Annotated in this window: 20 protein-coding genes; 6 read left to right on the top strand and 14 right to left on the bottom strand. The window is 71.2% G+C overall.

Annotated features, from left to right (window positions below; genetic code table 11):
- Positions 1–72: 72 nt before the first annotated feature.
- On the top strand, positions 73–1,245 hold the full coding sequence (locus ACFVXJ_RS27520; RefSeq protein ID WP_389665679.1) for a lipase family protein: 1,173 nt from the start codon (positions 73–75) through the stop codon (positions 1,243–1,245).
- A 264-nt stretch (positions 1,246–1,509) separates the two neighbouring features.
- Here ACFVXJ_RS27520 and ACFVXJ_RS27515 read toward each other — a convergent pair whose 3' ends face one another.
- Both ACFVXJ_RS27515 and ACFVXJ_RS27510 read right to left on the bottom strand, forming a co-directional pair.
- A complete protein-coding gene (locus ACFVXJ_RS27515) occupies positions 1,510–3,354 on the bottom strand; it encodes an AMP-dependent synthetase/ligase (protein WP_389665677.1) in 1,845 nt (614 codons plus the stop codon).
- A gap of 174 nt (positions 3,355–3,528) precedes the next feature.
- Positions 3,529–3,957 (bottom strand): hypothetical protein, encoded by a 429-nt coding sequence (locus tag ACFVXJ_RS27510; protein WP_389665751.1) that lies wholly within the window; start codon positions 3,955–3,957, stop codon positions 3,529–3,531.
- Between the two features lie 47 nt (positions 3,958–4,004).
- Here ACFVXJ_RS27510 and ACFVXJ_RS27505 point away from each other — a divergent pair, with 47 nt between their 5' ends.
- On the top strand, positions 4,005–4,826 hold the full coding sequence (locus ACFVXJ_RS27505; RefSeq protein WP_389665745.1) for an NAD(P)-dependent oxidoreductase: 822 nt from the start codon (positions 4,005–4,007) through the stop codon (positions 4,824–4,826).
- A 21-nt stretch (positions 4,827–4,847) separates the two neighbouring features.
- On the opposite strand, the gene ACFVXJ_RS27500 is transcribed toward ACFVXJ_RS27505, so the two are convergent.
- Positions 4,848–5,249, bottom strand: a complete 402-nt coding sequence (locus ACFVXJ_RS27500; protein ID WP_389665676.1) for a carboxymuconolactone decarboxylase family protein — start codon at positions 5,247–5,249, stop codon at positions 4,848–4,850.
- Entirely contained in the window at positions 5,246–5,911 is a 666-nt protein-coding gene (locus ACFVXJ_RS27495; protein WP_389665674.1) for a class II aldolase/adducin family protein, read from the bottom strand. Before ACFVXJ_RS27495 ends, ACFVXJ_RS27500 begins: the two co-directional genes overlap by 4 nt.
- 141 nt (positions 5,912–6,052) lie before the next feature.
- On the opposite strand from ACFVXJ_RS27495, the gene ACFVXJ_RS27490 reads away from it, so the two are divergent.
- On the top strand, positions 6,053–6,433 hold the full coding sequence (locus ACFVXJ_RS27490) for a MerR family transcriptional regulator (protein ID WP_389665743.1): 381 nt from the start codon (positions 6,053–6,055) through the stop codon (positions 6,431–6,433).
- Here ACFVXJ_RS27490 and ACFVXJ_RS27485 read toward each other — a convergent pair.
- On the bottom strand, positions 6,375–6,830 hold the full coding sequence (locus ACFVXJ_RS27485) for an ATP-binding protein (protein WP_389665672.1): 456 nt from the start codon (positions 6,828–6,830) through the stop codon (positions 6,375–6,377). The genes ACFVXJ_RS27490 and ACFVXJ_RS27485 overlap by 59 nt on opposite strands.
- A gap of 154 nt (positions 6,831–6,984) precedes the next feature.
- On the opposite strand from ACFVXJ_RS27485, the gene ACFVXJ_RS27480 reads away from it, so the two are divergent.
- Both ACFVXJ_RS27480 and ACFVXJ_RS27475 read left to right on the top strand, forming a co-directional pair.
- Positions 6,985–7,842, top strand: coding sequence for a helix-turn-helix domain-containing protein (locus ACFVXJ_RS27480; RefSeq protein WP_389665670.1), 858 nt, complete (start codon positions 6,985–6,987; stop codon positions 7,840–7,842).
- Positions 7,839–8,081, top strand: a complete 243-nt coding sequence (locus ACFVXJ_RS27475) for a DUF397 domain-containing protein (protein WP_389665668.1) — start codon at positions 7,839–7,841, stop codon at positions 8,079–8,081. Before ACFVXJ_RS27480 ends, ACFVXJ_RS27475 begins: the two co-directional genes overlap by 4 nt.
- A gap of 63 nt (positions 8,082–8,144) precedes the next feature.
- Here the strand turns inward: ACFVXJ_RS27475 and ACFVXJ_RS27470 are convergent, their stop codons facing one another.
- From ACFVXJ_RS27470 to ACFVXJ_RS27450, 5 genes are all read right to left on the bottom strand, one after another.
- On the bottom strand, positions 8,145–9,470 hold the full coding sequence (locus ACFVXJ_RS27470) for a dicarboxylate/amino acid:cation symporter (RefSeq protein ID WP_389665666.1): 1,326 nt from the start codon (positions 9,468–9,470) through the stop codon (positions 8,145–8,147).
- Between the two features lie 478 nt (positions 9,471–9,948).
- The gene (locus ACFVXJ_RS27465; RefSeq protein WP_389665664.1) at positions 9,949–10,257 is read right to left on the bottom strand and encodes a DUF4229 domain-containing protein; all 309 of its coding nucleotides are present in this window, start codon (positions 10,255–10,257) and stop codon (positions 9,949–9,951) included.
- A 108-nt stretch (positions 10,258–10,365) separates the two neighbouring features.
- Positions 10,366–10,890 (bottom strand): GNAT family N-acetyltransferase, encoded by a 525-nt coding sequence (locus ACFVXJ_RS27460; protein WP_389665662.1) that lies wholly within the window; start codon positions 10,888–10,890, stop codon positions 10,366–10,368.
- 150 nt (positions 10,891–11,040) lie between these two features.
- Positions 11,041–12,204 (bottom strand): aminofutalosine synthase MqnE, encoded by a 1,164-nt coding sequence (mqnE, locus tag ACFVXJ_RS27455; RefSeq protein ID WP_389665660.1) that lies wholly within the window; start codon positions 12,202–12,204, stop codon positions 11,041–11,043.
- Between the two features lie 116 nt (positions 12,205–12,320).
- A complete protein-coding gene (locus tag ACFVXJ_RS27450) occupies positions 12,321–12,776 on the bottom strand; it encodes an Lrp/AsnC family transcriptional regulator (protein WP_389665658.1) in 456 nt (151 codons plus the stop codon).
- Positions 12,777–12,899: 123 nt separating this feature from the next.
- Between ACFVXJ_RS27450 and ACFVXJ_RS27445 the strand changes: the two genes are divergently transcribed.
- Positions 12,900–13,034, top strand: coding sequence for a hypothetical protein (locus ACFVXJ_RS27445; RefSeq protein ID WP_268250203.1), 135 nt, complete (start codon positions 12,900–12,902; stop codon positions 13,032–13,034).
- Here ACFVXJ_RS27445 and ACFVXJ_RS27440 read toward each other — a convergent pair.
- The 4 genes from ACFVXJ_RS27440 to ACFVXJ_RS27425 form a co-directional block, all read right to left on the bottom strand.
- Positions 13,031–13,717 (bottom strand): UbiX family flavin prenyltransferase, encoded by a 687-nt coding sequence (locus ACFVXJ_RS27440; RefSeq protein ID WP_389665657.1) that lies wholly within the window; start codon positions 13,715–13,717, stop codon positions 13,031–13,033. The genes ACFVXJ_RS27445 and ACFVXJ_RS27440 overlap by 4 nt on opposite strands.
- A gap of 105 nt (positions 13,718–13,822) precedes the next feature.
- Positions 13,823–14,746, bottom strand: a complete 924-nt coding sequence (gene mqnP, locus ACFVXJ_RS27435; protein ID WP_389665655.1) for a menaquinone biosynthesis prenyltransferase MqnP — start codon at positions 14,744–14,746, stop codon at positions 13,823–13,825.
- On the bottom strand, positions 14,743–15,222 hold the full coding sequence (locus ACFVXJ_RS27430; RefSeq protein WP_389665654.1) for a hypothetical protein: 480 nt from the start codon (positions 15,220–15,222) through the stop codon (positions 14,743–14,745). The genes mqnP and ACFVXJ_RS27430 overlap by 4 nt, the downstream gene beginning before the upstream one ends.
- Positions 15,219–16,676, bottom strand: coding sequence for a menaquinone biosynthesis decarboxylase (locus tag ACFVXJ_RS27425; protein WP_389665653.1), 1,458 nt, complete (start codon positions 16,674–16,676; stop codon positions 15,219–15,221). The genes ACFVXJ_RS27430 and ACFVXJ_RS27425 overlap by 4 nt, the downstream gene beginning before the upstream one ends.
- Between the last annotated feature and the right edge of the window lie 72 nt (positions 16,677–16,748).

The raw sequence follows: 16,748 nt of genomic DNA, 5'->3' as shown, positions 1-16,748 counted from the left end.
AACGACATGCCGACCGGTCGGTCACTACCTTCTCCTCACCTGCCCCCACACGCACCCTCGGGAGAGCCGCCCATGCGTTTCCGCAGCACCGCCCTCGCCGCCGTGGCCGCACTCGCCCTCACGGCCTGGCTGCCCGCCACCGCCACCGCGAGCACCGACGCCACCGCGAGCGCCACCGCCGGCGGCGCCCGCCCCGGTGACCTCGTCTCCAGTGCGCCCTCCGCCTTCCATCCGCTGCCCGGCCAGTTGACCAACACCAAGGCATGGAAGGTCACCTACCGCTCCACCACCGCCGACGGCGCGCCGAACGTCGTCTCCGGCACCGTCATCGTCCCGCAGGACGGCCGCACCGGCCCCCGCCCCCTGATCACCTACGCGGTCGGCACCGTCGGCATGGGCGACTCCTGTGCCCCGAGCACCAACCTGCCCAACGGCACCGCCATGGAGGCCAACCTCATCCAGCAGCTCACCCTGCGCGGCTGGGCGGTGGTCGTCACCGACTACGAGGGCCTCGGGACCCCCGGCGTGCACACCTACACCGTCGGCCCCTCCGCCGGTCACGCCATGCTCGACGCCGCACGCGCCGCCCTCCGCCTCCCCGAGGCCGGCCTGCCGACGAACACCCCCATCGGCATCATGGGCTACTCCCAGGGCGGCCAGGCCAGTAGCTGGGCCGCCGAGCTCCAGGGCACGTACGCCCCGGAATTGCAGGTGAAGGGCACGGCGACCGGCGGTGTCCCGGCCGACCTGATGAAGGTGGCCGACTTCAACAACGGCTCCTACGGCTCGGGCCTGATCTTCATGGCCGCCGCCGGACAGGACGCCGCCTTCCCCGAGCTGAAGCTCGACTCCTACCTCAACCCGGCGGGCAAGGCGCTGGTCGACGGCCTGCGCGAGGGCTGCGTCGCCATCGACGCCATCGCCGGCTCCTTCAAGCGGATCTCCGACCTCACCACCCGCGACCCGCTCGCCCAGCCCGATTGGCAGGCCCGGCTCGGTCAGAGCAGGCTCGGCGGAACCGCACCGGCCGCGCCGGTGTACCAGTACCACGCGCTCGGCGACGAACTGATCCCCTACGCGGTCGGCCGCGAGCTGCGCTCGGAGTGGTGCGCGCGGGGTGCGAACGTCGAGTTCGACACCGTCTGGGTCGGTGAACACGTCAGCGGCGTCATCACCCACTCCCCGGAGGCCGGCGCCTGGCTGGCGGACCGCTTCGCCGGCCGCCCCACCCACGCCAACTGCTGACCCGCCGCCCAGCGCCCCGCGTTCCGGCCCCGCCGGCCCCTGCTCGTCGCCGGCGGGGCAAATTCAGCCTCGCCGGGGCGCCCCTTCCGGCCCCGTCGGGGCATTCAGCCTCGCCGGCGTTTGAGGCGCGGGGTCCGGGGCGGAGCTCCGAAAGCCCGGCGCAGCCGGGGCCGCGCAGCGCAGCGGCGCCGCACCCCGCCCCGCACCCCGCCCCGCGCCCCGCTCCCCGCTCCCCGCCGCAGCCGCCCAGTCACCCCCGGAGGGCTACCGTCCCCGGTACATCGCGTCGATCTCCCGCGCGAACTCCCGCCCGATGACCCCCCGCCGCAGCTTCAACGACGGCGTCAGATGCCCCCGCCCCTCCGTGAACTCCCCCTCCAACAGCACGAACCGCCGTATCGACTCCGCCCGCGACACCAACGCGTTCGCCTCGTCGACCCCCCGCTGCACGTCCGCCCGCAGCTCCTCGTCCCGTACCAGCTCCGCCACCGGCACGCCGACCTTCTTGCGCATCTGCCTCCAGTGCGCCAAGCCCTCCCCGTCCAGGGTGATCAGCGCGGCGACATAGGGCCGGTTGTCGCCGACCACCAGGCACTGGGCCACCAGCGGGTGCGCCCGCAGCGCGTCCTCCAGGACCGCCGGGGCGACGTTCTTGCCGCCGGAGGTGATGATCATGTCCTTCTTGCGGCCGGTGATCGTCAGGTACCCGTCCGCGTCCAGCTCGCCGATGTCGCCGGTCGGGAACCATCCGCCGGGTTCCGCCGCCCCGCCGTTCCAGTACCCCGCGAAGACGTGCGGCCCGCGCAACAGCACCTCCCCGTCGTCCGCGATCCGTACCGCCGTCCCGGGCAACGGCCATCCCACCGTGCCGAGCCGCGGCTTGAGCGGGGGCGTGACCGTCGCCGCGGCCGTCGTCTCCGTCAGCCCGTAGCCCTCGAAGACCTCCACGCCCGCGCCCGTGTAGAACGCGGCCAGCCGCTCCCCCAGCGGCGAGCCGCCGCTCAGGATGTACCGCACGCGGCCGCCCAGCGCCGCCCGGATGCGCCGGTACACGAGCGGGTCGTACAGCGCCCGCGCCGCCCGCAGCCCCCACCCGGACCCGCCGCTCTCCCCGTACCGGCGGGCGATCCTGGCCGCCCGGTCGAAGGACGCGGCCCGGCCCATCCGTTCGGCCGTCGCCCGCGCGGTGTTGTAGACCTTCTCCAGGACGTACGGGATGGCCAGCAGGAAGGTGGGCCGGAACCCGGCCAGGTCCGCCAGCAGGTCTTCCGTACGGATGCTCGGCGCGTGTCCCACCTTCACCCGCGCCCGCATGCACCCCACGGCCACCATCCGCCCGAACACGTGCGACAGCGGCAGGAACAGCAGGGTGGAGGCCGGCTCGCTGGTCACCGACCGGAACACCGGATGCAGCAGCTCCACCGCGTTGTCGACCTCGGCGAAGAAGTTCCCGTGCGTCAGCACGCACCCCTTCGGCTGCCCGGTGGTCCCGGAGGTGTAGACGAGCGTCGCCACGTCCTGCGGGGTACGGACCCGCCGGCGCTCGTGCACCAGCGCCTCCGGGATGCGCTCGCCGGCCTTGACGAGTCGGGCGATGGCGCCCGTGTCGAATTCCCACAGGTGCACGAGGCCCGGCAGGTTCACGCGTTCGGCGCTGATGATGCGGGCCTGCGAGGTGTCCTCGACGGCGCAGGCCGCCGCCCCCGAGTCCTGGATGATCCACCGAGCCTGGGCCGCCGAGGAGGTCGGGTAGATCGGCACCGTCACCAGTCCGGCCGCCCAGCCCGCGAAGTCCAGCAGGGTCCACTCGTACGTGGTGCGGGCCATGATGGCGAGCCGGTCGCCGGCCCGCAGCCCCTCGGCGATCAGCCCCTTGGCGACGGCCAGCACCTCAGCCGCGAACTCGGCGGCGCTCACGTCGCGCCAGCTGCCGTCCGGCTCCTTGCGCGCGAGTACGGCCTCGCCGGGCGCCTGGGCCGCGTTGTCGAACGGGATGTTCCCGAGCGACCCCCGTACCGGCGGCCCGACGAGCGCGGGCACCGCGACCTCCCGCACCACCCCGTCGATCAGGGTCTTGACGGGCTCGACCAGCTGCGGCTCGGCTTGCACGGGCGCTCTCCTCGGCTCGACTCCGGAGTTACCGCCGGTAATCTACGCACGGGTAACCGCCGCCGGCCAGCCCCTGAACAGGCCCTTGCCATCGCGAACACGACTCCTCCACGGGGCGCGCACGCCATCCCGCCCGGGCGCCCACGTGCACGGACGACCGGGACGCGGGGCCGGCTACGCGGCGGACCGGACGACCCTGCAGTCGCCGCAGCGGCCCGGCTCCGGGGCGCGGAAGGCCCGTTCGCAGCTGTCGCAGTTCTGCAACGGGTGCGGGGCGGGCGCCTTCTCCGGTTCGGGCGGGGCTGCGGGCAGCGGCGGCGGCAGCATCGCGGTCAGCCGGTAGGCGAGCACGGACGCGGGGTGGCGGATGTGCTCCGGGAGGTCCGCGACCAGCTTCCGCGCGATGGCGGCGGGGGCGATCCCGCGTTCCAGCCAGGTGGAAGCGCCGGGTGCGAGGCGGAGGATGTCCCGCTCGGACAAGAGCAGGCGGGGGTCGAGCGCACGCAGGCCGGCCAGCAGGTCCAGGGCGGCCGGGTGGAGGGGGGCGGCGATGTCCGGCTCCTCGGCCTCCGGGACCGGTTCTTCCGCCTCGGGGTCCGGCACGTCGGGCTCCCATACGGGCTCGGACGCTTCCCGTACCGGCCCGGGCCCTGCTTCCGACTCCGAGTACCGGCCCGGGCTCGGGCTCGGGCTCCCGTACCGGCCGGGGCTCGGGCTCCGTCGCCCCGGGCGGGCCGTACCCGCCTCGGACGGGGGCGGTCGAGGCGAGCGACCTCGTGCTCCTCAGCCTGACCGACTACCAGGCGATGTACGACGTCCTCACCGGCGATACCTCATCGCTCGCCGGCCGAACGCTGGTCAACCTGAGCTCGGACACCCCCGACCGAACGCGCGAGGCGGCGGGGTGGGCGGCGGCCCACGGAGCCGCCTTCCTCACCGGCGGTGTGATGGTCCCCGCGCCGATGGTCGGCACGCGGGCCGCCCACGTCTACTACAGCGGTCGACACGAGGTGCTGGAAAGCCACCGCACGGCGCTGGCCCTCCTCGGCACGCCGAAGCACCTGGGCGAGGACCCCGGCCTCGCCCAGATGATGTACCAGGCTCAGTTGGCGGTGTTCCTGACCACCCTCTCCGCACTGATGCACGCCACCGCGATGCTGGGCACCGCCGGGATGAAGGCCGCCGAAGCCCTGCCCGAGTTGCTGTCCTCCGCCGACTCGATCGGCGCCATCCTGCGGGCCGGGGAAGAGACCCCGGGCGCCGCGCTGGACGCCGGCGAGCATCCCGGTGACCTCAGCACGGTCACCATGATGGGGGCGACGGCCGACCACATCGTGGAGACCAGCACGTCACTCGGCCTCGACCTCACCCTCCCACTGGCCGTGCGGTCCCACTACCGGCGGGCGATCGAGGACGGGTACGGCGGCGACAACTGGACCCGCATCATCGACGGCATCCGCGACCCGCGCTGACCGGCCCCGGCGCGAAGGGCATCACGCTCCGTCGGCTGCCAGCAGGTCCACGACGATCTCCGCGCCCAGGGCGTAGGCCGGGACGCCCGAGGTGATCAGGGCGGTCTCGGCGACGCCGATGAGGTCGGCGACGGTGGCGCCGGCGTGCAGGGCGCCCCGGGCGTGGATGCGGGCGGGGTGCTCGCGGCCCAGGGACAGGAGCTGACCGAAGTGGACGAGTTGCTGTACGCGCGCGCCCAGCGGGTTGTCGGTCAGCACGATGTGCCGCAGGGCCGCGAGCGCCTCTTCGGTGGGGAGCCGGTCGAAGTCCCGTGCCAGCCGCAGCCGGTCCTGCACGCCGCCCGGGACGCCCCCGAGGGTGGAGCGGTAGCGAGCCCGTACGGCCTCGGTGCGCGCGTCGGGCGTCGGCGCGTTGCCCGTCATGACGCGACCCGGGCGATCGAGGCGCGCACGGCGGCCAGGGCGCCCTCGGGGAAGTCCACGGCCCCGCCGATCGCCGCCGCGGCGAGCTCCGCCTCGGCGCTCTCCTCGATGGCCACCACCAGGTGCGCGGTGGCCGCCGAGTCCGGGCCGAACACCAGCAGTCCGTGGTTGGCCAGCAGGGCCGCGGAGGTCGTCGGGTACCGCTCCAGGACGTCGGCGATCCCGCGGACCGATACGTCGGACCCGCGCGGCCCCCACGGCACCACCGGCACCTCCTCGGGCTGACCGAACCGCAGCATCGGCTCGGTCCGGCACGGCAGCGGCCGGTGGGCGACGGCGAAGGCGGTCGCGGAGGGCGAGTGGGTGTGGATGATGGCGCCCACCTGCTGGCGGGCCCGGTAGACGGCGCTGTGCATGGCGATGATCTCGGCGCTGACGGACCGGAGTTCGCCCGCCAGGACCTCGCCGTCGAGGCTGACGGTCGCCAGGTCCCCGGGCCGCAGCCCGCGGACGAACCCCGGCGTCAGCAGAAAGCTGTCGGCGTCGAGCCGCGCGCTGAGGTTGGCGTGCCCCGAATGCGACATCACCCCCGCCGTGAAGAGCGCCTCCGCCGCCTCGACCAGCTCGTTCGCCCGCTCGGTCCCTGCCTGTGTGGTTGCCATCGCGGCACCTCCGAAGTCTGCTGCCGGCGGCTCTTCCGTTCGCCGCCGTCCTCGCGCTCCCCACTCTTCAACTTGAACTAAGGTTCAAGTCAAGCGGCGGACCGCCGACCGATCGGATATGGGGAGGAGCGGCCCGTGCGCATGACCATCGGACAGCTCGCGGAGACCACCGGGGTACCGGCGTCGGCCATCCGGTTCTGGGAACGCCACGGCCTGCTGCCTGTGCCCGAGCGCCAGGGCGGGCAGCGCCGCTACCCCCCGGAGGCCGCGCAACGGATCGTCGTGCTGCGCACGTGCCAGCAGGCCGGGCTGACCCTGGCGGAGATCGGCGAGCTCCAGGAGGACCCGCCGCGCCGCCAGGCGATGATCCGCGCCAAGATCACGGAGGTCGAGCAGCGCATGATCGACCTCGAACACGCCCACCAGCTCCTGGTCCACGCCCTTCAGTGCGGCGAGGAGGACATCACCGGCTGCCCCAAGTTCCGGGAGCAGATGGCCGCCTGGGACACGTCGTCGCGCTAGCCCCGGTCCAGGAGACCTCCGCCCACACCACCTTCCCGGGCGCGGGCCCCTCCCGTACGCCCCACCGGTCGGCGTACGCGTCGACCAGCACCAGCCCCCGCCCGGGGGCGCGCAGCACGGGCAGCAGGTCACCGCGCGTATCGGTCACCTCGATCCGCAACAGGCCCGGCCACGCGAGCAACGCCAGCCGGAACCCCCGCCCCGGCACCCGCCCGTGGGTGACGGCGTTGGCGGCCAGCTCGGCCACGATGGCGCGGGGTGCGTCCAACGGAAGCCCCCAGCCGCGCAGTTGCTCGACGGCGAGCAGTCGGGCGAGCCGGGCCGCGCGGGGCGTGGCGGACAGAAGGACGTCATAGTGCCGGGCGTCGAGCGCGGGTCCGGCGGATTCGCTGTTCACCTCACAGAGCGTGGCGGTGCGTGCGTAGCGTGAGAAGGCACGACGCCCTTGCGTCCGGGCTTTGTCCGGACGTTGTCCGGTGCTGTCCGGCCGGTCCGCACCGTTGCCCCGGGCAGGGGGCGTTGAGGACATCGGCTCGTCGGAGGTAGCGCGCATGGGCGTGGACAGGGACAGCACGGAAGAGCCCGGCTGGGATGTCGATCCAGAAGATGAACAAGGGACGGCGGTCGTGGCTGCCTTGGGCCACCAGCTCAGGGCGTGGCGTGAGGGGGCCGGGATGCGGGCCGCCGACTTCGGAGCGGCGATCCAGTACGGCGAGGACCAGGTACGCAAGGTTGAGGCGGGCAAACGGATCCCCCGGCCGGAGTACCTGGACAGGGCGGACGAGGTACTCAACGCCTGCGGCAGGATCGCGGCGATGAAGGAGGACCTGCTCAGCGTCCGGTACCCGAAGAGGATCCGAGCCTTGGCCAAGCTGGAAGACAAGGCTGTCGAGATCGGCGCGTACAACAACCACAACATCCATGGCCTCTTGCAGAACGAGGAGTACACCCGCGCACTGTTCCGTACATGGCGCCCCGCCTACACCGCGGACGAAATGGAGCGGATGGTTGCCGGGCGCATGGCGAGGCAGTCGATATTCCAGCGCTCCCCCGCGCCCACCCTCAGTTTTGTGCAGGAGGCCGTGACCCTGCGGCGGCCGATCGGAGGCACAATGGTGAGGCGTCGGCAGCTCGAACATCTTCTCCAGGTAGTCGACTTGCCGAACGTCGAGTTCCAGGTGATGCCGACCGACCGCGAGGACCATGCGGGCATGGGAGGTCTGATCCACATCCTGAAGTTCGCTGATGGCACGGCGATCGGGCGATCTGATGGGGCGTTCTACGGACGGCCCGTTTCGGACCCGAAGCAGCTCCGGATCCTTGAACTGCGCTATGGCATCATCCGAGCTCAGGCTCTCTCGCCCCGGGAGTCGCGGGCCTTTATTGAGGAACTGCTGGGAGAAACATGATCCACACGACCGAGCTGGATTGGTTCAAGAGCAGCTACAGCGACAGCGGTGACATCAATGACTGCGTCGAGGTGGCCTGGTTCAAGAGCAGTTACAGCGACAGCAGTGACGGAAACGACTGCGTCGAGGTGGCCACCACCCCCGCCGCCGTCCTCGTCCGGGACTCCAAGGACACCCGGATCCCCCACCTCGCCTTCGGCCCCGCCGCCTGGGCCGGGTTCGTGGCCTCCGCCAGCTGAGCCGGGAAACACCGCGGCCCCCGCCCGGACGGGGGCGGGGGCCGCGGTGCGTGCGTACCGGCGTCAGGCGGCCACGGCCACCGGGGTGCGGGCCGGCTCCTCCTCCAGAGGGGAGGACGAGGCGGCCGCGTAGGCCGTCTTGTCCAGGATCCCCTCGCGGGCCGAGACGATCACCGGGACCACGGCCTGGCCGGCCACGTTGGTGGCGGTGCGCATCATGTCCAGGATCGGGTCGATCGCCATCAGCAGGCCCACGCCCTCCAGCGGCAGGCCCAGCGTGGAGAGGGTCAGCGTCAGCATGACCGTGGCGCCCGTCAGACCGGCCGTGGCAGCGGAGCCGACCACCGACACGAACGCGATGAGCACGTACTCCTTGATGCCGAGCTGGACGTCGAAGATCTGCGCGATGAAGATCGCCGCCAGTGCCGGGTAGATCGCGGCGCAGCCGTCCATCTTGGTCGTGGCGCCGAACGGGACGGCGAAGGAGGCGTACTCCTTCGGGACGCCGAGGCGCTCGGTGACCTTCTGGGTGACCGGCATGGTGCCGACCGAGGAGCGGGAGACGAAGGCCAGCTGGATGGCCGGCCAGGCGCCCTTGAAGAACTGGAGCGGGTTGACCTTGGCGACGGTCGCCAGGAGCAGCGGGTACACGCCGAACATCACGAGGGCGGAGCCGATGTAGACGTCCGCGGTGAAGGTGGCGTACTTGCCGATCAGGTCCCAGCCGTAGGTGGCGATGGCGGTGCCGATGAGACCGACGGTGCCGATGGGCGCGAGCCGGATGACCCACCACAGGGCCTTCTGGAGCAGCTCCAGGACGGACTCGGCGAGCGTGAGGACCGGCTGCGCCTTGCTGCCGAGCTGGAGGGCGGCGATACCGGCGACCGCGGCGAGGAAGACGATCTGGAGGACGTTCAGCTCGGTGAACGGCGTGACGATGTCCTTCGGCACGATGCCGGTCAGGAAGTCGAGCCACGAGCCGTGGTGCTTGGGCAGCTTGCCGTCCTGCGGGGTGAGGCCGGTACCGGCGCCCGGGTTGGTCAGCAGGCCGATGGCGAGGCCGATGCCGACCGCGATCAGCGACGTGATCATGAACCACAGCAGGGTGCGGGAGGCGAGGCGCGCGGCGTTGTTCACCTTCCGCAGGTTGGTGATCGACACCAGGATCGCGAAGAAGACGAGCGGTGCGACGGCCAGCTTGAGCAGCTGGATGAAGATGTCGCCGATCTGCTCCAGCGTGGTGCCCAGCCAGCTGATGTCCTGGCTCTTGGCGAGCCAGCCGAGCAGCACGCCGAGCGCGAGACCGGCGACGATCTGGGCCCAGAACGGGAACTTGAACGAGGCCTTGGCGGCCGGGGCCGGGGCCTGGGGGGTGGCGGACACGGACACTCTCCGGGGGTGACGCGTACGGGACGACGCGTGAAAACGTGACGAACGGGGACGCGCGGGAACGGACGGAAGGTTCCTGCGGCAGTGATGGGGACGGTGATGACGACGCGCTGGTGACGACGCGGTGGTGACACGGTGCGGCAGCACCCGGAAAGCGCCGGGCCGGCCGGGACCGCTGCTGTGTCGTCAGCGACAACAGCAACAGGCCGCGGACACGCGGCGGCAGAGGTCGACGTGCAGGCGCGCCACGAGCGGAACGCTCGCGGTCATCTGGTGCGCAACTGTGGTCAACATGTTGAACACGCTAACACTCTTGCTTTGAGAATCTCAAAGGCGCCCTTTGAGCCATGGTCGCGCCGGAACGCACGAACGCCCCAGCGTGACGGGTGGTGTTCCCGTGACTGGGGCGGTTCGGTGTGTGATGAAGCTAACCGGGCAGGCAGCCGGGCGGGCGGCGGCGCGGAACCCGGGCGGTGCGTCAGGCGGCGCGGGCGGCGTCGTCGGCCGCGTCCTCCTGGCCGCGGTTCTCGGCGAGCTTCTGCTTCGCGCCCGCGACACGTCCGGTGATCTGCACGGACATCTCGTCGCGCTGCTTGCGCAGGAGCACGAAGGACAAGGGAGCGGAGAGCACCAGGGCGAGGAGCACGATCCAGGCGAAGTTGGCGTCGCCCAGCCCGGCGGGCACCCAGCCCAGGCGGACGAATACGGCGACGAGCACCAGGCACCCGACGAAGATGCCCAGGCGCATCGCGGTGTAGCGGATCGTCGCGCTCGGCTTGAGGGACACGGTGACCCCTTCTCTCTCGTCTTCGTACGGCGGCACGTGCCCATCCAGTGAAGCACGCCGCGGCCGGGCTCCGGTCCGCCGGGGTCGGCCGCCCCCGCGGCCCCGCCGTCAGTGCAGCGGCAGCAGCATCGTGATGTCGTCGCGGTCGTCGCCGGGGCCGACGCGGATGGCGTCCGGGACGCGGCCGACCTCCTTGTAGCCGCAGGCGGCGTAGAAGTGCTCCAGGCCCAGGCCGCCGCGGCAGGTCAGGCGGATCGCCTCGATGCCGTCCAGGCTGCGGGCGGCGGCGGCGACGGCCGTCATCAGGGCGCGGCCGGCGCCCCGACCCTGGAGGCGTGGGGCGACCATCACGGTGTAGGCCATGACCCAGTGCCGCATGAGGCGGTGCGAGTTGTGGGCGAGGACGGCGGCGGCGACGACCTTGCCGTTCTCGTCGTGGCCGACGACCAGGCGTTGGGTCCCCTCGACCATCGCCACGAGGTGCCTGACGAGGGACGGCCGCACGTCCTCGGTGGTGACGGGCGGGACGAAGCCGACCGCGCCCCCCGCGTTGCTGACCTCGGTCCAGAGTTCGAGGAGTCCGTCGCGCAGCGCCGGGTCGACGACGGGGTCCACCGTAAAAGTAAGGGTCATGAAGCGAGAGTATCCATTACCTTTGCGGCTCGGCAACCGGTTTCCGCCACCTCTCGCACCGTCCGGAACGGCGCGAGCCCCGGTCCACCGGGACCGGGGCTCGCCTCCGTACGACCGTCGTGCGCCGTTCGACCCGCGCGGCGCGCCGCGTCAGACGCGCATCGCCTGCGGCGACTCGCGCAGGTCCGCCTCCGGGCCGGGGTACTCACGGATGATCTCGTAGCGCGTGTTGCGCTCGACCGGGCGGAAGCCGGCTTCCCGGATGAGCTCCAGGAGGTCGTCGCGGCCCAGCTTGTTCGGGGTGCCGTAGTTGTCGGCGTCGTGCGTGATCTTGTACTCGACGACCGAGCCGTCCATGTCGTCCGCGCCGTGCTGGAGCGCGAGCTGGGCGGTCTGCACGCCGTGCATCACCCAGAAGACCTTCACGTGCGGCACGTTGTCGAACAGGAGCCGGGAGACCGCGAAGGTCTTGAGCGCCTCGGCGCCCGTCGCCATCGTCGTGCGCGCCTGGAGCTTGTTGCGGACCTTGCCGTCCTGCATGTCCACGAAGTCGTGCTGGTAGCGCAGCGGGATGAAGACCTGGAAGCCGCCGGTCTCGTCCTGGAGCTCGCGCAGCCGCAGCACGTGGTCCACGCGGTGGCGCGGCTCCTCGATGTGCCCGTAGAGCATGGTCGAGGGGGTCTTGAGGCCCTTCGAGTGCGCCAGGCGGTGGATGCGCGACCAGTCTTCCCAGTGGGTGCGGTGGTCCACGATGTGCTGACGGACCTCCCAGTCGAAGATCTCGGCGCCGCCGCCGGTCAGCGACTCCAGCCCGGCCTCGATCAGCTCGTCCAGGATGTCGGAGGCCGACATGCCGGAGATCGTCTCGAAGTGGTGGATCTCGGTGGCCGTGAACGCCTTCAGCGAGACGTTCGGCAGCGCCTCCTTCAGCGCGGAGAGCGAGCGCGGGTAGTAGCGCCACGGCAGGGTCGGGTGCAGGCCGTTGACGATGTGCAGCTCGGTGAGGTTCTCGTTCTCCATGGCCTTGGCCAGGCGGACGGCCTCCTCGATGCGCATCGTGTACGCGTCCTTCTCGCCCGGCTTGCGCTGGAACGAGCAGTACGCGCAGGACGCGGTGCACACGTTGGTCATGTTGAGGTGGCGGTTGACGTTGAAGTGGACGACGTCGCCGTTCTTGCGCGTGCGCACCTCGTGGGCGAGGCCGCCGAGCCAGGCCAGGTCGTCGGACTCGTAGAGGGCGATGCCGTCCTCACGGGTCAGCCGCTCGCCGGAACGGACCTTCCCCTCCAGCTCACGCTTGAGCCCAGCGTCCATGCCGGTCCTCTCCTCTGTCTGTCCTGATCTGTCCTGCACTGCCCGTGCCCTGCCTACGCGCTGCCGCCGCCCGCGACCCGTGGTCCGGGTGGCCGCAACCGCCACCCACCGTACTCTCAGCCCTCCTCGGGCAGTTCCCCGACCCGGTTCTCCCACTTGGTGGAGAGCACGATGGTGGTGCGGGTGCGCGAGACGCCCTTGGTCCCGGAGAGCTTACGGATGATCTTCTCCAGGCCGTCCACGTCGTTGGCGCGCACCTTCAGCATGAAGGAGTCGTCTCCGGCGATGAACCAGCAGTCCTCGATCTCGGCGAGGTCGCGCAGCCGACGGGCCACGTCCTCGTGGTCCGCGGCGTCGGAGAGGGAGATGCCGATCAGCGCGGTGACACCGAGGCCGAGCGAGGCCGCGTCCACGGTCGCGCGGTAGCCCGTGATCACGCCCGCCGTCTCCAGGCGGTTGATGCGGTCGGTGACGCTGGGGCCCGAGAGGCCCACGAGACGGCCCAGCTCCGCGTACGAGGCACGACCGTTTTCCCGGAGTGCCTGGATGAGCTGCCTGTCCACCGTGTCCATTACGTGGAGCCTTCCATTATTCGGCGATTCTGCGAGTCTAGGTATAGAATCTAAGGCACACAGGGGTCAACGCCCTGTGAAATCTTTCAACAGATCAAAGACGATCTTCAGGAGTGGTTCACCGTGTACACGATCGAGATGGCCTACGCGCACATGCGACAGCTCCAGGAGCTGGCCAACCGATCCCGCACCGACCAGCCGTCCGCCGCCCACCGCGTCGACAAGATGCGCAAGCCGCGCACCGACAAGAAGCGCTAAGCACCGCTCGCCTCCCGGGGGGCACGGGAACCTCCGAGCTCCCCCTCCCACCTGCGGTACAGCCGGTGCGGCACACCCGCCGCATCGAGCACGCGCCCCGCGACGAAGTCCACCAGATCCTGGATGTGCGTCGCACCCGCGTAGAACGCCGGAGAGGCGGGCAGCACGACCGCGCCCGCCTCGTCCAGCGCCACCAAGTGCTTCAAGGTCTGCCCGTTCAGCGGAGTCTCCCGCACCGCGACCACCAGCCGGCGCCGCTCCTTGAGCGTCACGCTCGCGACGCGCTGGAGCAGGTCCTTCGACAGTCCCAGCGCCACCCCCGCCACGCACGCCGTGGACGCGGGCACGATCAGCATCCCCTTCACCGGGTACGAACCCGAGCTCGGGCCGGCGGCCAGGTCCCCGGCCCCCCAGTGGCGCACGTCGTCCAGCGCGGGCGTCGCGAAAGCGCCCGGTTTGCCGTCCGCGCCGCGTTCCAGCCACTGGGCGAGGTCCTCGCGCCAGTGGGCGTCACGGAAAGCGATGCCGGTTTCGTCCAGCAGGGTGAGGCGCGACGCCCGGCTCACCACCAGGTCGACGCTTTCCCCCGCCGCGAGGAGCCCCCGGAGCACCGCCGCCGCGTACGGCGTCCCGGACGCCCCGGAAACCCCGACCACCCACGGGGTGCGCTTGCCGTCAGTCATGACTCCGAGACTATCCGGCCACCGCGAGCGGGCACGGAGTAAGGTGCCCGGACGTTCAAGGGGTGGACACGAAAGACTTGCGGCGTTCGCCCCGGCACCGCCCGGTTACAGGGTGAGTCCCCGCACGGCCAGGTCCAGGACGGCGCAGACGAAGAGCGCGATCCCGATGAAACCGTTCACCGTGAAGAAGGCGCGGTTCAGCCGGGACAGGTCGTGCGGCGTGACGATCGTGTGCTCGTAGAGGAACGCGGCCACGACGATCACCAGGCCGGCCCAGAAGAACACCCCGGCGTGCGTGGCCACCGCGTACCAGGCCAGCAGGCCGGTGGTCACGACGTGCGCGCCGCGCGCGCCCCACAGCGCGGCCGGGATGCCGAAGCGGGCCGGGACCGACTTGACGCCCTCCGCGCGGTCGGCGGCCACGTCCTGGCAACCGAAGATCAGGTCGAAGCCGCCGATCCACACGCCCACGGCGAGGCCGAGGATCACCGCGTCCCAGGACCAGGTGCCGGTGATCGCCAGCCAGGCCCCGACCGGACCCATCGCCTGGGCCAGGCCGAGGATCGCGTGCGGGAAGTTCGTGAACCGCTTGCCGTACGGGTACACCACCATCGGGACCACGGCGAGCGGCGCGAGCGCCAGGCACAGCGGGTTCAACAGGGCCGCCGAGCCGAGGAAGACGGCCAGCGCGATGCCGGCTCCCGTCCAGGCGGAGCGCACGGACACGGCGCCGGTGACGAGTTCGCGCCCGGCGGTGCGTGGATTGCGGGCGTCGATCTCGCGGTCGATGATCCGGTTGGCGGCCATCGCGAAGGTCCGCAGACCCACCATGCAGACGGTGACGAGCAGCAGCTTCAGCCAGTGCATCGTCCCGTCGAGCCGGAACATGGCGGTCAACGCCGCGATGTAGGCGAAGGGCAGCGCGAAGACCGAGTGCTCGATCATCACGAGCCGCAGGAACGCCTTGACCCGGCCGGGGGCCTGCGGTGCGGGGCCGGAACCGACGACCCCGTCGGCTGTGGTCATCATGCGAGGCTCCCGCGGAAGTCTTCGAGATCGGCGCGCAGCGCGTCGGCGTCCACGGCCGGGATCTCCAGGGTGAGCGGGGACAGCTCCTCGCCCTCCGGCGGGGTGATGGTGGCCAGGAAACGGCAGTCCGCGCCGCCCGCGCCCGGGTATGCCTGGAGGCGCAGCACCTCGCCCGCCCCGACGATGAACGGCCCGGTCTCGAAGGACAGTTCGGCCAGCAGGCGGGCGGCGAAGTCCTCGGCCTCCGCGTCCCGGAGGCCGGGCAGCTCGAAGCCGCCGCCCGCACCGGTCTCGTCCTCCCACATCAGCGCCCAGACGTTGCCGGGCCCCGCGAACTCCTCGGGCGTCACGCCCGCTTGTTCGGCGGCCAGCCGGACTCCCGGGTCGGCCGGGTCCAACCGCGGTCGCACCAGGGCCACGTAGGCCGTGTCGGTGCCGATGAAGAGCTCGGGGCCGCTCACACCGATCGGGCTCACAGGCCGTACTCCTTCCAGCGGCTGTCGACCAGGGCGGCCGTCGCGGGGTCGGACTCCACCATGTCGGGCCAGCCACCGTCGCGGGTGTAGCCCTCCTCGGGCAGTTTCCTCGTCGCGTCGATGCCCGCCTTGCCGCCCCAGAACTGCTGGTAGGAGGCGTGGTCGAGATGGTCGACGGGGCCTTCCACAACGGTGAGGTCGCGGCTGTAGTCGGTGTTGCCGAGCGCCCGCCAGGACACCTCGTGCAGGTCGTGGACGTCGCAGTCCTTGTCCACCACGATGATCAGCTTGGTCAGCGACATCATGTGCGCGCCCCAGATGGCGTGCATGACCTTCTGGGCGTGCTTGGGGTACTTCTTGTCGATCGAGACGATCGCGCAGTTGTGGAAGCCGCCGGACTCGGGGAGGTGGTAGTCCACGATGTCCGGGACGATGATCTTGAGCAGGGGCAGGAAGAAGCGTTCCGTCGCGCGGCCCAGCGGCCCGTCCTCGGTCGGCGGCCGGCCGACCACGATCGACTGGAGCAGCGGGCGCTTGCGCATCGTCACGCAGTCGATCGTCAGCGCCGGGAAGGGCTCCTGCGGGGTGTAGAAGCCGGTGTGGTCGCCGAACGGCCCCTCCGGCAGCATCTCGCCCGGCTCCAGCCAGCCCTCGATGACGACTTCGGCGTTCGCGGGCACCTGGAGCGGGACGGTCTTGCAGTCGACCATCTCGATGCGCTTGCCCGCGACGAAGCCGGCGAACAGGTACTCGTCGATGTCCCCCGGCAGCGGCGCGGTGGACGCGTACGTCACCGCCGGCGGGCAGCCGAAGGCGATCGCGACGGGCAGCCGCTCGCCGCGCGCGGCGGCGACCGCGTAGTGGTTGCGGCTGTCCTTGTGGATCTGCCAGTGCATGCCGATGGTGCGCTTGTCGTGGCGCTGGAGGCGGTAGAGCCCGAGGTTGCGCACGCCCGTCTCCGGGTGCTTGGTGTGCGTCAGACCGAGGTTGAAGAAGGAGCCGCCGTCCTTGGGCCAGGTGAACAGGGCCGGGAGCCGGTCGAGGTCCACGTCGTCGCCGGTGAGGACGACCTCCTGGACGGGGGCGGAGTCGCCCTTCACCTTCTTCGGCGGCACGTGCACCATCGAGCCGAGCTTGCCGAACGCCTCGCGCACCCCGATGAAGCCCTGGGGCAGCTCCGGCTTGAGCAGACCGCCGATCTTGTCGCTGATCTCCGCGTACGACTTGAGGCCGAGGGCCTTGAGCAGTCGGCGGTCGGTCCCGAAGACGTTCATGGCGAGCGGCATGGCCGAGCCCTTGACGTTCTCGAAGAGCAGCGCGGGCCCGCCGGCCTTGTTGACTCTGTCGACGATCTCCCCGACCTCCAGGTAGGGGTCCACTTCGGCCTTGATGCGCTTGAGGTCGCCCTCCCGCTCCAGAGCCCGGAGCAGCGAGCGGAGATCGTCGTAAGCCATGGGGCCCAGTATCCGTCACCTACTACCCTGGGGGCGTCACCGGGGCTCCGCGTGGGCCCGCCGCCACTGCCT

This window comes from Streptomyces sp. NPDC058279 (genome assembly GCF_042881255.1).
Taxonomy (GTDB): domain Bacteria; phylum Actinomycetota; class Actinomycetes; order Streptomycetales; family Streptomycetaceae; genus Streptomyces.
This window is presented reverse-complemented; position numbering and strand designations above follow the sequence as displayed.